Source organism: Lysinibacillus sp. NPDC097868, from assembly GCF_044761135.1.
Lineage (GTDB): Bacteria > Bacillota > Bacilli > Bacillales_A > Planococcaceae > Lysinibacillus.
Genome location: NZ_JBIWBS010000001.1, coordinates 518,610 through 536,488 on the forward strand (window position 1 = coordinate 518,610; position 17,879 = coordinate 536,488).

Annotated in this window: 15 protein-coding genes; 10 read left to right on the forward strand and 5 right to left on the reverse strand. The window is 36.2% G+C overall.

What is annotated here, in order from left to right:
• Positions 1-300 precede the first annotated feature (300 nt).
• A complete protein-coding gene (locus ACIQXJ_RS02400; protein ID WP_340825716.1) occupies positions 301-906 on the reverse strand; it encodes a trimeric intracellular cation channel family protein in 606 nt (201 codons plus the stop codon).
• A 147-nt stretch (positions 907-1,053) separates the two neighbouring features.
• Here ACIQXJ_RS02400 and ACIQXJ_RS02405 point away from each other — a divergent pair, with 147 nt between their 5' ends.
• From ACIQXJ_RS02405 to glnA, 3 genes are all read left to right on the forward strand, one after another.
• Complete coding sequence (locus tag ACIQXJ_RS02405) at positions 1,054-2,304, forward strand: methionine gamma-lyase family protein (RefSeq protein WP_403049176.1); 1,251 nt, start codon at positions 1,054-1,056, stop codon at positions 2,302-2,304.
• A 330-nt stretch (positions 2,305-2,634) separates the two neighbouring features.
• Positions 2,635-3,009, forward strand: coding sequence for a MerR family transcriptional regulator (locus ACIQXJ_RS02410; RefSeq protein WP_340825714.1), 375 nt, complete (start codon positions 2,635-2,637; stop codon positions 3,007-3,009).
• Positions 3,010-3,100: 91 nt separating this feature from the next.
• Positions 3,101-4,435, forward strand: coding sequence for a type I glutamate--ammonia ligase (glnA, locus tag ACIQXJ_RS02415; RefSeq protein WP_403049179.1), 1,335 nt, complete (start codon positions 3,101-3,103; stop codon positions 4,433-4,435).
• Between the two features lie 55 nt (positions 4,436-4,490).
• Here glnA and ACIQXJ_RS02420 read toward each other — a convergent pair whose 3' ends face one another.
• The gene (locus tag ACIQXJ_RS02420; RefSeq protein WP_403049182.1) at positions 4,491-5,342 is read right to left on the reverse strand and encodes a helix-turn-helix transcriptional regulator; all 852 of its coding nucleotides are present in this window, start codon (positions 5,340-5,342) and stop codon (positions 4,491-4,493) included.
• A gap of 120 nt (positions 5,343-5,462) precedes the next feature.
• On the opposite strand from ACIQXJ_RS02420, the gene fabF reads away from it, so the two are divergent.
• From fabF to ACIQXJ_RS02440, 4 genes are all read left to right on the forward strand, one after another.
• Positions 5,463-6,698 carry a beta-ketoacyl-ACP synthase II gene (fabF, locus tag ACIQXJ_RS02425; protein ID WP_403049185.1) on the forward strand — a complete coding sequence of 412 codons (1,236 nt, stop codon included), beginning with the start codon at positions 5,463-5,465 and terminating at the stop codon, positions 6,696-6,698.
• 377 nt (positions 6,699-7,075) lie between these two features.
• Positions 7,076-8,224: a YhgE/Pip domain-containing protein gene (locus tag ACIQXJ_RS02430; protein WP_403049188.1), complete on the forward strand. Its 1,149-nt coding sequence runs from the start codon at positions 7,076-7,078 to the stop codon at positions 8,222-8,224.
• Positions 8,225-8,317: 93 nt separating this feature from the next.
• Entirely contained in the window at positions 8,318-8,857 is a 540-nt protein-coding gene (locus tag ACIQXJ_RS02435; protein ID WP_403049191.1) for a PadR family transcriptional regulator, read from the forward strand.
• Between the two features lie 410 nt (positions 8,858-9,267).
• Positions 9,268-10,830, forward strand: coding sequence for a sensor domain-containing diguanylate cyclase (locus ACIQXJ_RS02440; RefSeq protein ID WP_403049194.1), 1,563 nt, complete (start codon positions 9,268-9,270; stop codon positions 10,828-10,830).
• Between the two features lie 55 nt (positions 10,831-10,885).
• Here the strand turns inward: ACIQXJ_RS02440 and ACIQXJ_RS02445 are convergent, their stop codons facing one another.
• Together ACIQXJ_RS02445 and ACIQXJ_RS02450 are read right to left on the reverse strand one after the other, a co-directional pair.
• Positions 10,886-11,218 carry a CotD family spore coat protein gene (locus ACIQXJ_RS02445; RefSeq protein ID WP_173478152.1) on the reverse strand — a complete coding sequence of 111 codons (333 nt, stop codon included), beginning with the start codon at positions 11,216-11,218 and terminating at the stop codon, positions 10,886-10,888.
• 346 nt (positions 11,219-11,564) lie between these two features.
• Positions 11,565-12,107, reverse strand: coding sequence for a DJ-1/PfpI family protein (locus ACIQXJ_RS02450; RefSeq protein ID WP_403049197.1), 543 nt, complete (start codon positions 12,105-12,107; stop codon positions 11,565-11,567).
• A 120-nt stretch (positions 12,108-12,227) separates the two neighbouring features.
• On the opposite strand from ACIQXJ_RS02450, the gene ACIQXJ_RS02455 reads away from it, so the two are divergent.
• Together ACIQXJ_RS02455 and ACIQXJ_RS02460 are read left to right on the forward strand one after the other, a co-directional pair.
• Entirely contained in the window at positions 12,228-12,650 is a 423-nt protein-coding gene (locus ACIQXJ_RS02455) for a DUF4362 domain-containing protein (protein WP_403049200.1), read from the forward strand.
• Positions 12,651-12,742: 92 nt separating this feature from the next.
• Positions 12,743-13,075 carry a hypothetical protein gene (locus ACIQXJ_RS02460; protein ID WP_403049203.1) on the forward strand — a complete coding sequence of 111 codons (333 nt, stop codon included), beginning with the start codon at positions 12,743-12,745 and terminating at the stop codon, positions 13,073-13,075.
• 126 nt (positions 13,076-13,201) lie between these two features.
• Here the strand turns inward: ACIQXJ_RS02460 and ACIQXJ_RS02465 are convergent, their stop codons facing one another.
• Positions 13,202-15,310, reverse strand: a complete 2,109-nt coding sequence (locus ACIQXJ_RS02465; protein ID WP_403049206.1) for a sialidase domain-containing protein — start codon at positions 15,308-15,310, stop codon at positions 13,202-13,204.
• Positions 15,311-16,370: 1,060 nt separating this feature from the next.
• On the opposite strand from ACIQXJ_RS02465, the gene ACIQXJ_RS02470 reads away from it, so the two are divergent.
• Positions 16,371-17,708, forward strand: a complete 1,338-nt coding sequence (locus ACIQXJ_RS02470) for an ABC transporter substrate-binding protein (RefSeq protein ID WP_403049209.1) — start codon at positions 16,371-16,373, stop codon at positions 17,706-17,708.
• Positions 17,709-17,879 lie beyond the last annotated feature (171 nt).

Sequence of the window (17,879 nt, forward strand, 5' to 3'; positions counted from 1 at the left end):
TTTACGCTATGTAAGAAGAATGAAACTATAGCTGTTCATTCTATGGCAGTAAATAAAAAATTGGAAGAGAACACGAGTTGATGGTAGCGAAGGCGGTCGACTCCTGCGGGAACGCACGCAGCGTAAGACGCAACAAACCGCGCGTTAGCGAGGGTTGCGGCTTACGTCGTGCCCGCGGAAAGCGCACGCCGAAGCGGACATCAACGGTATAGCAGAAAGAGTTCGACTAATATGATGACATTTTTACGTTGTACCCGCGGCAAGCACTCGCCGAAGCGGACATCAATGGTAAAGCCTCTATTAAGCTCGGTTCAACTTCCGTAAAGGCAAACGCCATTTCTTCATATATGAAAGAACTCGTAAAACCGTAATGACACCGAATAATACATATAAGAAAATATCGCCTGGTAGTAATTCCAGTCCAATAAGAAGACCTGCAAGTGCGGCCCATACACCGTAAATTTCATCCCGTAGCACGAGCGGCTTACGTCCAGCTAATAAATCCCGAACAATACCACCGCCGGAACCAGTTAAAACAGCAGCAACAATTACTGCACTAATTGGCATATTGAGTTTGACAGCGTACAATGCACCTTGTATAGCAAAAGCCGATAAACCAATAGCATCTGTGAAATTGCCCCAACGATGCCAATGCTGTATTAGATGATGCGGAAAAATAAAAAATATAGTAATTGCAGCAATCGCAATTTGGAACATCATATCTTGCCCCCACAATGTTGTAACAGGTAGACCAATCAGTAAATTACGAATGGCACCTCCACCAAAAGCAGTTACAATGCCAAGTATATATACACCGAATAAATCGTATTCTTCTTCCATTGCAATTATTGCTCCGGAAATAGCGAAGGCAATTGTCCCGATGATGCTAAAAACTTCCCAAGCCATCACTTTCCCCCCTTATACGAGAATAATTTGTAGTAAGTCCGCCCCTTAGCTTAGCGCATTTAACAGCTAGACACAATAGCAATTTTTGCAGGGTTGCAAACAAATTGATAAGATAGGAAAGAACAATTTGAAACGGAGACGAAAACAATGACTTTTACAACCCATTTAACAGCAGAGACGTTAACATTAGCGGAAAAAATAGAGGAAAAGGTGCGCCCTTATTACACGAAGGTAGAGAATATGGCATTCATCAATCAGCAAAAGGTACTTTCCGCATTCAGAGCGCATCAAGTAAGCGATTTTCATTTACATCCATCTAATGGCTATGGCTATGATGACGAGGGACGTGACAATCTTGAGCGTGTATATGCACAAGTTTTTGGAGCAGAGGCAGCGATTGTCCGTCCGCAAATCATATCTGGGACACACGCGATTACGCTTAGTCTATTCGGTGTGCTACGACCAGGTGATGAATTGCTTTATATTTCAGGTCAACCATATGATACGCTACAATCGATTGTCGACGGTGGTGACAAAGATACGGGATCGCTGAAGGATTATAAAATTGGTTATCGCCATGTAGATTTGATTGATAACAAAGAAATTGATTGGACTGCAGTTGCTGCAGCTATTACACCAAACACGAAAATGATAGCTATTCAACGTTCAAAAGGCTATGCAACTCGTCCATCCTTTACCATCTCACAAATAGCAGAAATGTGTGAGAAAGTAAGAGAATTGGCTCCAAATGCCGTTATTTTTGTTGATAACTGCTATGGTGAATTTGTGGAGGCACAGGAACCTACAGAAGTAGGTGCTGATTTAATGGCAGGTTCTCTTATTAAAAATCCGGGTGGTGGCTTAGCAAAAATTGGTGGCTATATTGCAGGCCGAGCTGATTTAGTAGAAAAATGTGCTTATCGTATGACATCACCAGGTATTGGGGCAGAAGCAGGTGCATCTTTAAATACACTTGGTGATTTCTATCAAGGCTTTTTCCTTGCACCGCATGTTGTTAGTCAAGCATTAAAGGGTGCCATTTTCACAGCAGCAATGCTGGAGGAAATAGGCATGAATACTTTCCCAAGTTATCATGCGGAGCGTACAGACTTAATTCAATCGGTATCATTTAAAACAGCAGAGCAAATGATTGCTTTCTGTCGAGAAATTCAAGCAAATTCTCCAATAAATGCGCACTATGCTCCAGAGCCTGCTTATATGCCTGGCTATGAAGACGACGTGATCATGGCAGCGGGTACATTTATTCAAGGCTCAAGCATTGAACTTACAGCGGACGGTCCAATTCGTCCGCCGTATACAGCATTTATTCAAGGTGGATTGACATACGAGCACGTGAAATTTGCTATTTGTAGTGCAGTCCAAAGCATACGGAAATAGAAAATTAATAGAAGTTAGACAAGCCCTATCACTGTTTTGTGATGGGGCTTGTCTCGTATTGTTAATAGTGGGAGGTTGACACATCAGTACGAATGGAAATTGCATTTTGTAAACACCTTGAAGTGAAAATTAGTATAAAAAGGAGCGAATGGAACTGAAATCTACTGTTTCTTACAAGTTATTAACAAGAAAAAAACTGTAATTTGTATAGTTTTTAACAATTTTTCATCAATTCAAAAAAAAATTAAAAAACCATGTTAGGAAACCTTACATCTTTGTTGACAGTGAAAATTTTTCGTTATATGATAAGCGGGTATTGGGGGGACTTAAATGAGTCGTGAAATTAGACGAACGATGCCGTTATTATCTATGAGTATCGTGATGCAATTGACCGAGCTTTCGGCACGCCAAATTCGTTATTATGAAGAACACCATTTAATTGAGCCACACCGAACAGAAGGTAATCGTCGAATGTTTTCATTAAATGACGTCGATACGCTTCTTGAAATAAAAGATTACTTAGAGCAGGGTATGAATATGGCGAAAATTAAAAAATTATTTGCTAAAAAATTAGATCCTGTTGCAGCAGAAGAACCTGATTTAACTGACACAGAATTACGTCAAATTATGCGCGAAGAAATGCGTCAAGCACAGCGCATGCAAAAATCATCTATCCGACGTGGGGATTTATCCCGATTCTATTAAATAAAAACAAGTATTTTTCAATTGGTCGGTTTTTATTTAATAGGGTAGGGTAAAGATATAAGCTAGACAATTTATAGGAGTGTGGAAAACTGTGGGTAAATACACAAAAGAGGACATCAAGAGTTTAATCGAAGAAAAAAATGTTAGTTTCATTCGTTTACAATTTACGGATATACTAGGTACAATTAAAAACGTTGAAATTCCTGTTAGTCAACTAGACAAAGCACTAGAAAACAAAATGATGTTCGATGGCTCATCAATTGAAGGTTTCGTGCGTATCGAAGAATCAGATATGTATTTATATCCTGATTTAGATTCTTTCGTAGTTTTCCCTTGGACTTCAGAAAAAGGGAAGGTAGCACGTTTCATCTGTGACGTATACACTGCTAAAGGCGAACCATTCGCTGGTGACCCACGTAACAATTTAAAACGTATCCTAAAAAAAATGGAAGATATGGGCTTTACAAGCTTCAACTTAGGGCCTGAGCCAGAATTCTTCTTATTCAAATTAGATGCTAAAGGTGAACCTACGTTAGAAGTAAACGACCACGGTGGTTATTTCGACTTAGCACCTACTGATTTAGGTGAAAACTGTCGTCGTGATATCGTTTTAGAGCTTGAAGAAATGGGCTTTGAAATTGAAGCTTCTCACCATGAAGTAGCACCTGGTCAACATGAAATTGACTTTAAATATGCAGATGCCATTACAGCATGTGACAACATCCAAACGTTCAAATTAGTTGTTAAAACAATTGCACGTAAACACGGCCTACATGCAACATTCATGCCAAAACCGTTATTTGGTGAAGCTGGCTCTGGTATGCACTTTAACGTGTCATTATTTAAAGGTAAAGAAAATGCATTCTATGATGAGTCTACAGAGCTAGGCCTTTCTGAAACAGCAATGCAATTCATGGCAGGTGTCCTTGCACACGTACAAGGATTCACAGCAGTTACAAACCCAACTGTTAACTCTTATAAACGATTAGTTCCTGGTTATGAAGCGCCATGTTACGTTGCATGGTCTGCACAAAACCGTTCACCACTTATTCGTATCCCATCTGCACGCGGACTTTCAACTCGTGTAGAAGTACGTTCAGTGGACCCATCAGCAAACCCATATTTAGCGATGGCTGTTATTTTAGAAGCGGGTCTAGAAGGTATTCGCCAACAATTAACACCACCAGCGGCAATTAACCGCAATATTTACGTAATGACGGAAGAAGAGCGCAAAGCAAACGGTATTGCCAATTTACCACCAGCACTTGACGATGCGTTAACATTACTTGCGCAAGATAAAGTGGCTCAAGCTGCGTTAGGTGAGCACATTTACGCTAACTTCAAAGAAGCAAAAGAAATCGAGTTCGACATGTACCGTACAACAGTACACCAATGGGAACGCGACCAATATTTAAAAATGTATTAATCAAAAGCGTTGGGGCTCAAGTGCTCCAACGCTTTTTTCTGCGAACAAATCCGTTTCATTTTTCAGCAGATACCTTCTTCATTAAACGCTTTAACTTATCCTCTGTTTCTGTTTCCTCTGCAGGTGTATAAATACTGCATCGTAAATCCATATCACCTTGAACTTGAAGAGAAGTTAGATTAAACAACATTTTTCCTGCTTTTGCATGTCTAAATTCGATTATCATTTCGGGTGCCTTACTCACTTGACTTTCTTGCCATAAATCTCGGAAATCTTGATGAGATTGACTCATTTCCTCAATAAATTGGTTGTACCATTCATCACCTAAATAGTGACCATAGTAGGTACGGAAAATAGCAAGAAAACCTTTCGCAAAATGCTCCCAATTGACGGCTAACGCTTTAAATTCTTTTCTAGTAAACACTAAACGAATCAAATTTCTTTCATTATACGGTACTTGGTCAAAGTCTAAAAAAACATGAGCAGCAGCAGCGTTCCAACCGACAATATGACAGTGACGATCCGTAATAATGGTTGGACAATATGTTAATTCAGCTAGTATTCGTTTTAAAGCAGGGCTAAGCTCTGAAGAATTCTTTTTAAGATTTGTCATTTCAGATTTTACATCTAATGCAAGGTTGTATAAGTAGTCTGTTTCATCATTACTTAATTGCAAAGCAGTAGCAATACAATCAAGCACACTTGCAGATACTTTAATATCTCTTCCTTGCTCTAGCCATGTATACCAAGTCGTACTTACACCTGCCAACTGGGCAACTTCTTCTCTGCGTAACCCTGGTGTTCTTCTCCGCGTTCCGGCAGGCAAGCCAATAGACTCGGGCTTTATTTGGGCACGTTTCGATTTTAAAAATGTCGACAAAGCTTCAAGCCTATTTTTATCATTCAAGTTAAAAACACCTCAGTATCATTTTTACCTAGTAGTTATTATACCAGGATAAACAGTGTCTTGTAATAGGATATGCACGATGTAAAATACAATTATCATATTGATTTGGAGGAATGAAAAATGGAGAGAGTTGTAATTACAGGAATGGGAGTAGTTTCTCCTCTAGGAAACGACGTTCAAACTTTTTGGAACAATTTGAAGAATGGACAATCTGGCATATCAACGATTGATACATTTGATATTACAAATCAAAAGACAAAGATTGCAGGACTCATCAAAGATTTCAATGCAGAGGAAGTTTTAGGTAAGAAAGAAGCAAGAAGTTTAGATCGTTTTGCTCAATTTGCTTTAGTTGCGGCAGAACAAGCATGGCAAGATGCCAATTTAGACCTCAATCAAATAGATGCAGAAAGATTAGGCGTATACGTCGGCTCAGGTATAGGTGGAATTGAAACTTTCATTGAAAATATTGATGCGCTTAGACAGAAAGGGCCACGAAGAGTTAGCCCGACTTTAGTACCTGCCATGATGGCTAATGCTGCTGCAGCTCAAATTAGTATTAAGTGGAAAGCGATGGGTCCTTCCATGTCACCTGTTTCAGCTTGTGCAATCGGAAATACAGCTATCGGAGAAGCCTTTAGATTAATTCGTTACGGAGAAGTAGATGTTATGTTTGCAGGTGGAACAGAGGCAGCGATAACAGATTTATCGATAGCCAGCTTTGGAAATGCTACAGCATTATCAACAAGTAACGATGAACCTGCTATGGCTAGCCGTCCATTTGATGACAACCGAGATGGCTTTGTTATGTCAGAAGGAGCAGGTATTCTTATTTTAGAGTCGTTATCACATGCATTACGACGAGGGGCAAAAATATATGCAGAAGTAATTGGCTATGGTGCAAGTTCAGACGCACATCATATCGTAGCAACACATCCAGAAGGTAAAGGCGCCTATCTTGCAATGAAATCAGCATTAAAAAATGCCAATATATCACCTGAAGATATTGATGTCATTAGTGCTCATGCGACAAGTACAAAGGTGGGGGATATCTCTGAAACAATGGCTATTAAGCAGTTGTTTGGAAATCAAGCTTATCAAATTCCGGTAACAGCCAATAAATCAATGCTTGGTCATATGTTAGGGGCAGCTGGAGGAGTGGAAGCAATTGCTTTGGCGATGAGCTTAAAGGAAGGGATTATTCCACCTACTATCAACTTAGAACATCTCGATTTATTATGTGATTTAGATTATGTACCATCTGTCGCACGCCATGTGAATGTAAAAACTGGGATATCGAACTCATTTGGCTTTGGCGGTCATAACGCAGCAATTGTTTTAAAGAAATATGAATGAATGCATAAATCAATTGTTATAATTCTTTTCATACAGAAAATGAGATAGGATAGTAATAAAACTAATAAACAAAAAGCGTTGGAGCTATATGTCCAACGCTTTTTATTGTTCAAATATAGATGTCTTTATACGCTCGCTAATTTACAAATAATACCTAGATTTCTAAGTCTAAACTTGTAAACGTTATCAAAGAGATTCTATTTCACAGTTTGGACAAATTATAAAAATTAATATTAGTAGTCTATATGTATTGATTGCAAAGTAAATAGTATTTTTGTAGAATTACACTCACGGTTTAATTAAACTACTTAAATTAAACTATTTTGTTTAAATTATAAATTGGAAAAACAGGTTTGTAGAAGGGGAGTACTTATTAAATGAAGTTTAAAGAGTTTTTGAAAACGAAGGGTGCAAAAGGCTCTATTTTTATGGGGATCTTATATGCGGTCTGTATGTTGGGTATCTTTTTACCAGGGTACACAGCAATACCGGGCAATATAGATCAATTACCGATTGCCATTGTTAATGATGATAAAGGGGAATATGGCGCTCAAATAGCTGATAGTTTAACTGAACAGCTGCCATTCGAGGATATTCAAACAGACATCTCAAATAAAGAGGCTATAAAAGATTTAGAAAAAAACGACTTAGCTTTAGTTGTTCACATTCCAGAAACGTTCTCAGCTGATTTACAAAAAGGAGATCTATCATCTAGCATTGATTTCTCAATCAATGAAGCTGGTGCAACAGCAGTGTCATCTTCTATGCAACAAATCGTAATGCAAATTAATGCACAACTCAGTGCGCAATTTTCACAACAAACAGCTCAAGGAATTTTAATGAACTTACATGTTCCAAAAGAGCAAGCAGCAGAATTAGCGGCGCAAATTGAAAATAGTTATGTAGGAAATATTGTTACAATAAACGACGTGCCAGATGGTATGCATAACAATATGCTACCAATGTTTTTAACAATGGCAATTTATGTTGGGGCTATGATTGGTGCGATGCAATTAGTAGGTGCATTTAAAGCGAGTCGTGGGAAAGCAACGAAAACACGTTTATTTATCTACATGCAATTAACATCGATTTTTATCGGTATGTTAGCTGGTTTAGTATCAACAGCAATGTCATTTGCTATCAATGATTTATCTGGAGCAGATTTATTCTTTCAAATTTGGGGTCAACAAATTCTAAACTATTGGGCATGCTTTAACTTCACAGCAGTTTTCGTTTTATTAATTGGAGAAGCGGGTATGATTGTAAACATTCCAATTCTATTAATCCAAACAATCGCCAATGGTGCAACAATCTCTCGCGATATGATGTATTTACCTTATAAATGGATGAGTCACATTTCACCAATGTATTATTCTGTTCAGGCATACTTTAACAGTATTTTTGGTAGTGTGAGTGCGGCTCCGTTCGTTTTAGGATTAACAACAGTTGGCTTTGTAGCAATGGTCATTAATGTACTTATTGTTTGGGTGCTTCATAAACCACTACCAGTAGTTGTGGAGAAGTAGTTTTTAAGAATTTATCAAAGGCTTAAAATTCTGATGAAGTAAATCGTTAGTTTTGATAAAATAGAACTAATATTTGCCTAAGGAGCTGAAACAATGGCAATTCAAATTTTCATTCTTAGCAAGCTTATGGAAGGAGATAATTATCCTTATAATTTAAAAAAACAAATCTCAGAATTACAGTCACTGGATTCGATAAATGGTTTGACAGAAAGTAAGCTATATTATCATATTGAATCATTAGCGAAACAAGGGCTAATTGAGACGAAAGAAGTTATAAAAGAGGATAATCGACCTGATAAGCATGTATTTTCTATTACGGAAAAAGGGCGCGAAGCCTTGCCAAAAAAGATTTATAAATCCCTAGAAAATGCAAATACAATAGGCGATATGGTGATCGGTTTAGCAAATATGAAACATGTTGATCGTGATAAAATCATTCATATTTTAGAGAAAAAGTTAAGCGGTATGCATTCGAAATGGGACAATCTTTTTAAAATGGACAGACATCATTTAGTTAAACCTGGTGTAGAAGTACTGGCAGATTTTGTTAGTGACTATGCGAATTTTAGAATACAAGGCTCTATTCAGTATTTAGAAAGATTAATTGAGCATGTTCGAAAAGAAGAAATATAAGAAAAAGACTATTTACAATTACTGTAAATAGTCTTTTTTATAATGAATTAGCATCTCGTACATAAAATTCGGTTGCTATATAATAGTATAGTTGAGTTCCAAGTAACGTATCTACTTTTAAAAGAGATATCTAAATAATCATAAAAATATACATTAAATTAGAGAAATATATTAAAAATAATGAAATATTGAGTTTATAGTTTTATATATAAACCAAAAAAATGATTAAAAGTTTAGTTTTACAATTACAGTATAGGTCTTTAACAATACTTCTTTTACAAATACTTTTAATATCTACAAGAAATTTGTAAAATAAAATGAAATTTGTGTTTTAATAGATAGTGGAAAGTGAGTCTTTAAACTTAAGTAATAAGATGGTCAAAATACATAAATAGGAGTAATAAAAAACAATGAAATCAACACAATTAAGGCTAAAGCATTTAATAATGGGTTTAGCTATGGCAGCATTTTTCCTTACAAGTATCGGTAGCTTATGGAGTGGCTATCGCATGAATGTTGATTCGATAAAGGAAAATTCGCTTGAAACCAATCGTGTATATGCACAAAAATTGGCAACTACCGCAAGTGCATACTTAGAAGAAGCCTTTCAAATTTTAGGATATAGTGCGGGCAATATAGAATCTATAATGAACGACGAGGCTGCCTTGGATCAGGAAACAGATCGTTTAAAAATGCAAAATAATATGTTTAACTCAGTCATTGTGTCCGATGCGGATGGTTTAGTATTGTCTGTATCCCCGCCTTCTGTAGATGTCAAAGGTAAGTATTTAACCTCTGTAGGGGGGAAAGAGGCATTATCTAAAAGAATCCCTCTTGTATCCAAACCATATGAAGGCATAACAGGAAGACTAATTATCTTTATTTCATATCCTATATTTTCAGCGAACAATGAATACTTAGGAATGGTAGCAGGTACAATTTATTTAAAGGAAAAGAATGTATTTAACTTGCTATTAGGAGAGCATTATTACCATGACGGTTCGTATGTTTTTGTAGTAGATGCAGATGGACGTATTATTTACCATCAAGATCCAACGCGCATTAACGATGTTGTCATAAAAAATAAAGCTGTTCAAGAAGTTGTTTCGGGAAAAAATGGCGCAAAGCTAGTAACGAATACAAAAGGGGTAGAGATGCTGGCAGGATATAGTGCAGTACCGCTAGCAGGGTGGGGAGTCGTTTCCCAAAGACCGTTAGATGTAGCGCTAGAGCCTTCGTTCGATCGAGTACAAGATGTAGCGATTAAGGCTATCCCTCTTATGCTATTATCAATCATCATTTTACTATGGACAGCGGCGCGAATTGCCCGCCCTTTGCAACAGTTAGCAACGTTAACGGAAGAAAGTTTAGATTCAAGAAATGTAGAAGGGTTAAAGTCCGTACGCAGTTGGTACTTTGAAGCGTATTATTTAAAGAGTGCGCTTATTCGAAGTTTGTCCTTTTTGCAGGGGCAAGTATCTTATTTTAAAGATCAATCGACAACAGATCCTTTAACTGGTGTAACGAATCGACGCACAATGGATGCTATGCTATATGAATGGCAGAAAAAACATATGATGCATTCGATTATTTTACTTGATTTAGATCATTTCAAGAGCGTTAATGATACCTATGGTCATGCAGTAGGAGATAAAGTACTGCAATTTTTAGCAAAGAAGATGAAAGCTGTAGCACGGGAACACGATATTTGCTGTCGGTATGGTGGTGAGGAATTTATTATCTTATTGCCTAATACGTCTGTTGAAGAGGCAGCAACTGTAGCCGAAAATTTAAGACAACAATTAGCAAATACGATTAGCCCCTGTGGACGTCCAGTAACATTATCAGCTGGGGTTGCGGAGTATCCGAAAATGGCTAGTACGACAGAAGCCCTTTTTGAAGCAGCAGATAGTGCACTATATCTTGCCAAGCAAGCGGGTCGAAACCAAGTGAAGATTGCTGGAAAAGAATAGTGCAGCCTATAGATGAGAAAAGCGATGAGACAAAAGTGTCTCATCGCACAAAAAATTAATACCCCATACCCATGCCCATATGTTTATGGTGACCCATATGGTGCTGTGGCATATGGCAGTGATTGTGTGGCATACCGCATAGTGTATGGTTTTCACAGCACTCGTTTACTACGTTTTCAGTGCATGGGAAGTAGTATTGATGATCAATGATATGTTTGTTAACTGTTGTGATATGTGCTGGCTGAACGTGTGGTACAACTGTATGGATATAATTTGTGCGAACATATTGCTCTGGTGGTAAAAATTGTGGTGGGTCAAATTGTGTTGGCATTGTTTGTGGTGGGCAGCATTGTGGTCCTCTTCCATGGTGACGCTTACGATTAAACATGTTATTACCTCCTGTTTTGATAAGTTGTGGTTCATAATTAACATATGAGATGTAAGACTAAGTGGTCTATTTGTATGCCTATTAAGGGCTAGTTAAATCTCTTAACTGCCACAGAGCAGTGAAATTTCGTGGCATGTAATGTTTATTTTCAAAAAAAGAAAGCTGCTGTATCAGGGGAATGTATCAATTTGTGAAAATCATTTATCGATGGATACAGACAAAAAGTGAAAAACCTGCAGCCTTCTGACTATAACAAGAGAGCTTTTCTATTTAGCGTATATATTGAAAAGCCAGAGTAAAAGGATAGTTCTCGTCAATAACTTGGCGACAGAACTATCCTTTATTTTTATGCTTGATACCAATTTTCATCAAAATTAAGCTGTAAAGCGTTACCAAAAGCAATACCAAACTGAATAAAACCTCTTCCTCTTGCAGTAATAATCGGACCATCCTGGACGATTAAATCGTCAGAGTAATAGTTAAGGTCAAAAACCCCTAATTGCTTCATACCTTCAAGTGACAATCCAACTGTATAATTTTTGCCCTTTAATACACCAGCCTTAGCTAAAAGGTATGGAGAGCTTGAAATACTAGCAATGATTGCTCCATTAGAACTCATTTTTCTAATAAACTCGATTAGCTCTTGCGCATCAACTAATGTCATAATGTCCAAACAGCCAGGTAATAATAGACTATCAAACTCTTCTAAATTGACTTCGCAAATTTGTATATCTGCTAAACAAGATAAACCTGACTCACCTTTAATGCTGCTCTTATTATTTAAACCGACTGTCACAATGGGTTTATTCCCTTGCATTAATATTGATAATGCTACACTTAATTCATATTCACTAAATTGGGGGTATAACAATACGGCCGTTTTTTTCACTTAAATCACATCTCCAATATGTTCAAGGATATAATATTCATTTTACAATATATTGGAAATTTAGTGTATAATATATAAAAAAGATGAAGGACATAAACTATAAAAAAGATGAAAAATGTAATGTTTTTAACGTTTGTTTTCATAAGTATGCTTGTCTTAATGGGCTGTTCAAAAAGTAGCTATGGCACAGCAGATGCCATTGCAAAAGGGGATATTACGGTTACACCAAGTGAAGTTCACAACCTAGAGCGTTTTGAGCAATTTTTGCAGAGCATATCAAAGCAGCAAGAGGACAAGATTCGGGTGACATCCTTTACCATCGAAGGTGATCCTATTTTTCAGGATTTACATTATGATGGGGACAACATTCAATATTCTTACGATAACACTAATGATGCATTCGGTGGACAAGATAAAGGAATTAAAACAGAAATTTGTACAGCGATAACTAGCAAAGGTAAGATGCAAGGCAAAACAGAATACTATATTGCTGGTTGTGAGGACAATTTCGACTATTATCTATTGGGCGTAAGTGATCGCTGATAAGATGTCGTAAATCGTCGATAGCATCCAGGGAATTACCAAAAAAATGAGGCGAATTGCTGATAAAATGTGAGAACAAAGGAGATAGGCTATTGAAAAACATTGTGACTTTGATGTGCCTGCTACTATTGCTATTGTATTTTTATAAGACACCAATTTTAGATACTAAAGATGCCGTTTTAAAGGCAGAAATGTATTTAAATAATCCTCCACAACATACATATACTGCGCAAATGAATGTGAATGTAAAGGAACTGACTGCTGAACAAATAAATACACAATTACACAATCAAACTGGCATGTTAAATCTAATGTTTAACCGTAAAGAATGGGTAATTATGCTTCAATTTGATAATAGAAATCCAACTGTCGTGTTAGATGCTCATAATGGGAAACTTATTCAAATAATAGGAGCAACCAATTAGTTTACAAAAAAAATATCAAGGGCCTCTGGATGCCCTTGATATGCTACTACTATATTATTGTACGAATGCTTTTTTCTTAATTTGTCTCCATTATCAAATAGCAATACAACGCTCGGAATGGGTTAGTTAATTCATAATGTCATCAATAGTTAAAGTAGTGTACTTCAATACATTTTTTAAATGTAACTCATTTCTAGACCACGCATCATATTTTTCATACAATAAACCGATTTCATGATTTGGTAACTCGGTTAGTGCTGAATATGAATATCCATATTGCGGATAATCGACATCATACTTGTGATTCCAGTCGATTGTATTTGTAGATTGATTGATGAATCCTACCCATAACTGTCCATTTCTTCGGCCATTTGTTGAATTTGGTGTACTTAATATTACTGCCTCTTTGCCATTTATTAGCTGAGAATATTTAATAATCGACAGTTGTGTACCATAAGAGGTATTTTCCACGATGTCTAGATATTTTACTTCACTCCAACTATCTCCACTATCTAAACTCGTCATATATCCTATTTTGCCTGTTGTCGTTCTTAAATACGTTTGAATGACACCTGGTTTAATTTCCACCATTTGTGCTTCGGCAGTGGCAGCATTAGTAAACGGCAGTGGAGCGGTTTTATGTGTCCAAGTTAGCCCATTGTCGTCGCTAATAATATATACCATTTGCTTACTTGCATATGATGAAAAGATAATACGATTCGTGTCAGCTAAGACCAAACCTTGTCCAGGGCTTAAGTATGAAGCGTTAGAATTTAATCCAAGGAAAGGCGGTAATAATAATGGTGCATTCCAAGTTTCACCTGAATTATCACTTGTCGTATAGCCTATATAGTTCGTAGGTGTAATTTTCAATATGGAATCTTTGTAAAAGATATTCATTTTAACTTGATTGCCATTTTTGTATTCAACTAGATTACCGTTTTCAAACTTGACAGAGTACTGCTCCACATTTAAATATTCATTGTTCTTTTTTATATTGTAGTAATTATCCACACTATATTCAGTTGGTGTATTTGAAATATCATTATAAATTACACCGTTTTCACGAATGGAATAATTATATGCCGATTCAGAGCCATATTTTAATTTTAGATAGAACTGTCCATTTATTGATTTGTAACCTGAATCCGTTTTTAATGCATTCTGATTTCCAATACCTGCAGGCATAAAATCAGACATCAAAATTACCTTATTGTTCTGTTTATCCTCCACTAATGCAGAATCGATAAAAGAGGCACTACCACTTATTTGAATATTTTTACCTACGTCATCCCTAGGCCAATCAATTGTTTGTTCTGCATAGTCATCAAATTTTAAGGCTAGTTTGGGATTGGACCAAGAAACCCCATTATCGTCACTATATGAGGTAGCAATATTTATTTTACTTTTAGAATCATGTGTCCCTCCGTATCTAGCGTCCACACTAGCAAGAACTCTTCCATTACTTAGCGTATATAAAGCAGGAATTCTGAAATAATTAGCTTTTGTTGTATCCCCAGCTTTAAAAATCAAGTTGTTTGTAGTGGAATTTGTCGTTTCATTGATCAGTTGGTCATTAGATAAAGATTCATTAAATATTTTTAGTGATTCTATTTCTCCATTAAACTTAAAGTCTAGTTTCCCTTCTCGGTTAACCCCACCTAAAATAAAGGAATTTGCTCCTGAAATTTTGTTAATCGGTTTAAAATTTGAAGCTTTACTTTCAACAATTTTTTCACCATTAGCATACAACGTATACATACCTTGTTGTGAGTTTGAAACAAATGCTATAGTGTTAGAAACCTCTCCATTTTCATCTTTTCCCCATAGAGAAGCGGGTCTTGCAATCAGATAATTAATACTTTCATTGGCGTCTCTTATTTCGACACCCAATTCACCATTATTTCGTAAAAAAATATCAAAATAATTATTTTTATAGCCAGTGTCTTTATTTGATATTCCAAACAAAGCTTGCAATGCATTTTGATTGCTGGACTTAAATTTAATGATTATTGTAGAACTTTCCGATGTAAGAGCTTGTTGTAGTTCATTCGTTACATCTAATCCTTGGTTATTTAACACTATATTATTTTTTTCGAAAATAGGTGTACTCACGAATTGCGTTTGATTACTTGTAACATTCGTTTCTGTACTTGCATGAGTTGGACTCACTTGACCAAAACCAAGCCCTAAGAGCAGTGTAGAGATACCGATTACCTTAAAAGTATATTTCATATTTAAGCCTCCCTCGTATTTTTGTGTAAGAGTTTCTGTGAAAAGAGTTTTCAGTTGATTTAAATTGTCTTTAATGTGCGCTAAAATCCTAAATTTGTGAAGCGAAAGCAAGTACGTGTTAAAGATATGTTGTTGCCCCTTACAAATTTAAGTTACTAGCTTTATTGTTTTACAGCAAAAGGACAAAATCGAATATTAACACCTCCTTACAATATCAACGCATTAAAACCTACTGAGTAATAAGAATTTTGTCCTACATATTTAAGTGTAGGAATATATTTTCCTCAAATGAAATGCGTACACATGTGAATTATACATATATTCCGAAAATTCTCAACATTAACATTTTTAAAAAATACTTAATGAAATCAACTTGTCATTCACAGTAAAAAGACGGTAGAACCCATGTGTTGCTTACAATATTCTTTATTTAAATGCGATGAAAATCGGATGATTATTGGTGGATTTTTTTTTCAAAAACTTAAAATATAAAGAAAATTATTTACAATTAATTTTTAATTTGGTATATTTCATTTGAAAGCGGTAACAGATAAATATTGAAAAAAGGGAGGGAGAAAATGACATTAAAGAGATTTAAATAAGTTTTTCCAGCTTTTTATGCTTGTTATGACGACCTAGAAAATAGGGTACACGGGCATTATGTAAGCATGAGTATTGGAGAATGTATTTATGGAAGTTTGAATCTCAAATGAAAACTCACATTAATTGCCTACCTAGAAGCATTATCAACAGAGGAATGTACGGCGTTTGCGCGCTAGTCCTTTAACTAGATATATCTGAAATTTCAGTTTTTGTGTTGTTCCTATCTTTCTAGAAATCTTTTTAAGAAGTTAATAGAAAATAAAAGAGGTATTGCTGCATTCCATGTTCTTATGGGAAGTATAAGTGCTCCATGAGAAGAAATTCCAGCAGGGAATTACATACCATAGAGGTCGTGAAGGATAGAATCAATGGAGCAATTGCTAAACGTTATACAAGCATTGTTAGGTTAGTTTGTATTACTTTTCATACCAATAAATATTTAAGGGGTGGTATTTGAATGAAAAAGAAATTGTTAGTGCTGTTCGTCATATTAGCTATGATGATTACTACTGCTTGTAGCAGTGGAGAAAATGAAGCAACAACAAACCAAAGCTCTTCAGGGGAATTTGAAGGTGAAATCACAGTTTGGCATTCCTTCACACAAGGGCCAAGACTAGAATTTATGCAAGCAGCTGCAGATTCATTTATGAAAGAACACCAAAAAGTAAAAATAAAAATCGAAACGTTTGCGTGGCCTGAATTTTATACGAAATGGACAACAGGTTTGCAATCTGGACAAGTTCCAGATGTGAGTACAGCATTGCCAAACCATGTTGTTGAATTAATTGATGTTGATGCACTTGTGCCATTAAATGATGTCATTGATAACATTGGTCGAGATCGTTTTTATGAAGCCCCGCTAAAAGAAGGAACAGTGGATGAAAATAATTACTCTATCCCATTGTATTCACATGCGCAAGTTATGTGGTATAGAAAAGATTTATTAGAAGAAGCAGGATTGGAAGTTCCAAAAACATGGGATGAACTATATGAAACTGCTAAAAAGTTAAATAATGCTCCTGATGTTTATGGATTATCAGTGCCAATGGGATCTGGCGACATGATGGCAACAAGATTCCTGAATTTTTATGTTCGTTCTGCTGGTGAAACATTAATAACGAAAGATGGAAAAGCAAACTTAACAAGTAAAGCCGCAATTGATGGCATTAATTACTGGATAAATATGTATAAAACTACATCACCTGAAGGTTCAGTCAATTATAAAGTATTAGATCAAGCTAATTTATACTATCAAGGAAAAACTGCGTTTGATTTTAATAGCGGTTTCCAAATCGGTGGAGTGGAAACGAATTCTCCGCAGTTGCTTGATAAAATTGATGCTGCGCCAATGCCAAAAATAAATGCGAATGATCCAGAAAACGGAATTGAAACATCTAACATTCCAGTTGTAGTGTGGAAAAATAGTAAGCACCCTGAAATCGCTAAGGCATTTGTAGAAAGTCTATATGAAAAAGAAGAATACATTAAGTTCTTACATTCAGTACCAGCAGGTATGCTACCAGCTTTAAAAGACATTGCTGAGGACCCAGAATTCTTAAATAATCCGACAATCCAGAAATTTGATAATGCCGTAAAAGTTATTAGCGCAGCTGTAGATAAAGGGACTGCAATCGGTATGGAGAATGGTCCAACCTTACAATCAGGTATTATCGTGAGTCAAGGTGTTATTGAGAAAATGTTCCAGGATATAGTTCTTAAAGATGTACCTGTAAACGAAGCTGCTGAAAAGGCCGAAAAGGAATTAAATGACTTATTTAAGATGTTAGGTAAATAAGCAGGGCTCGGAATACACAACTTACGACGCTCTCATGAAGTATGAGAGCGTTTGTTTTTTAACTTGTTTCACAGAAGTCCTCTACTTCTTTAAGTGTGCGATGCCACAATAAAAAATCTGGAGACGATTACGCTGAGGCGTAATTGATATCATAGATCTTTACATAACAGG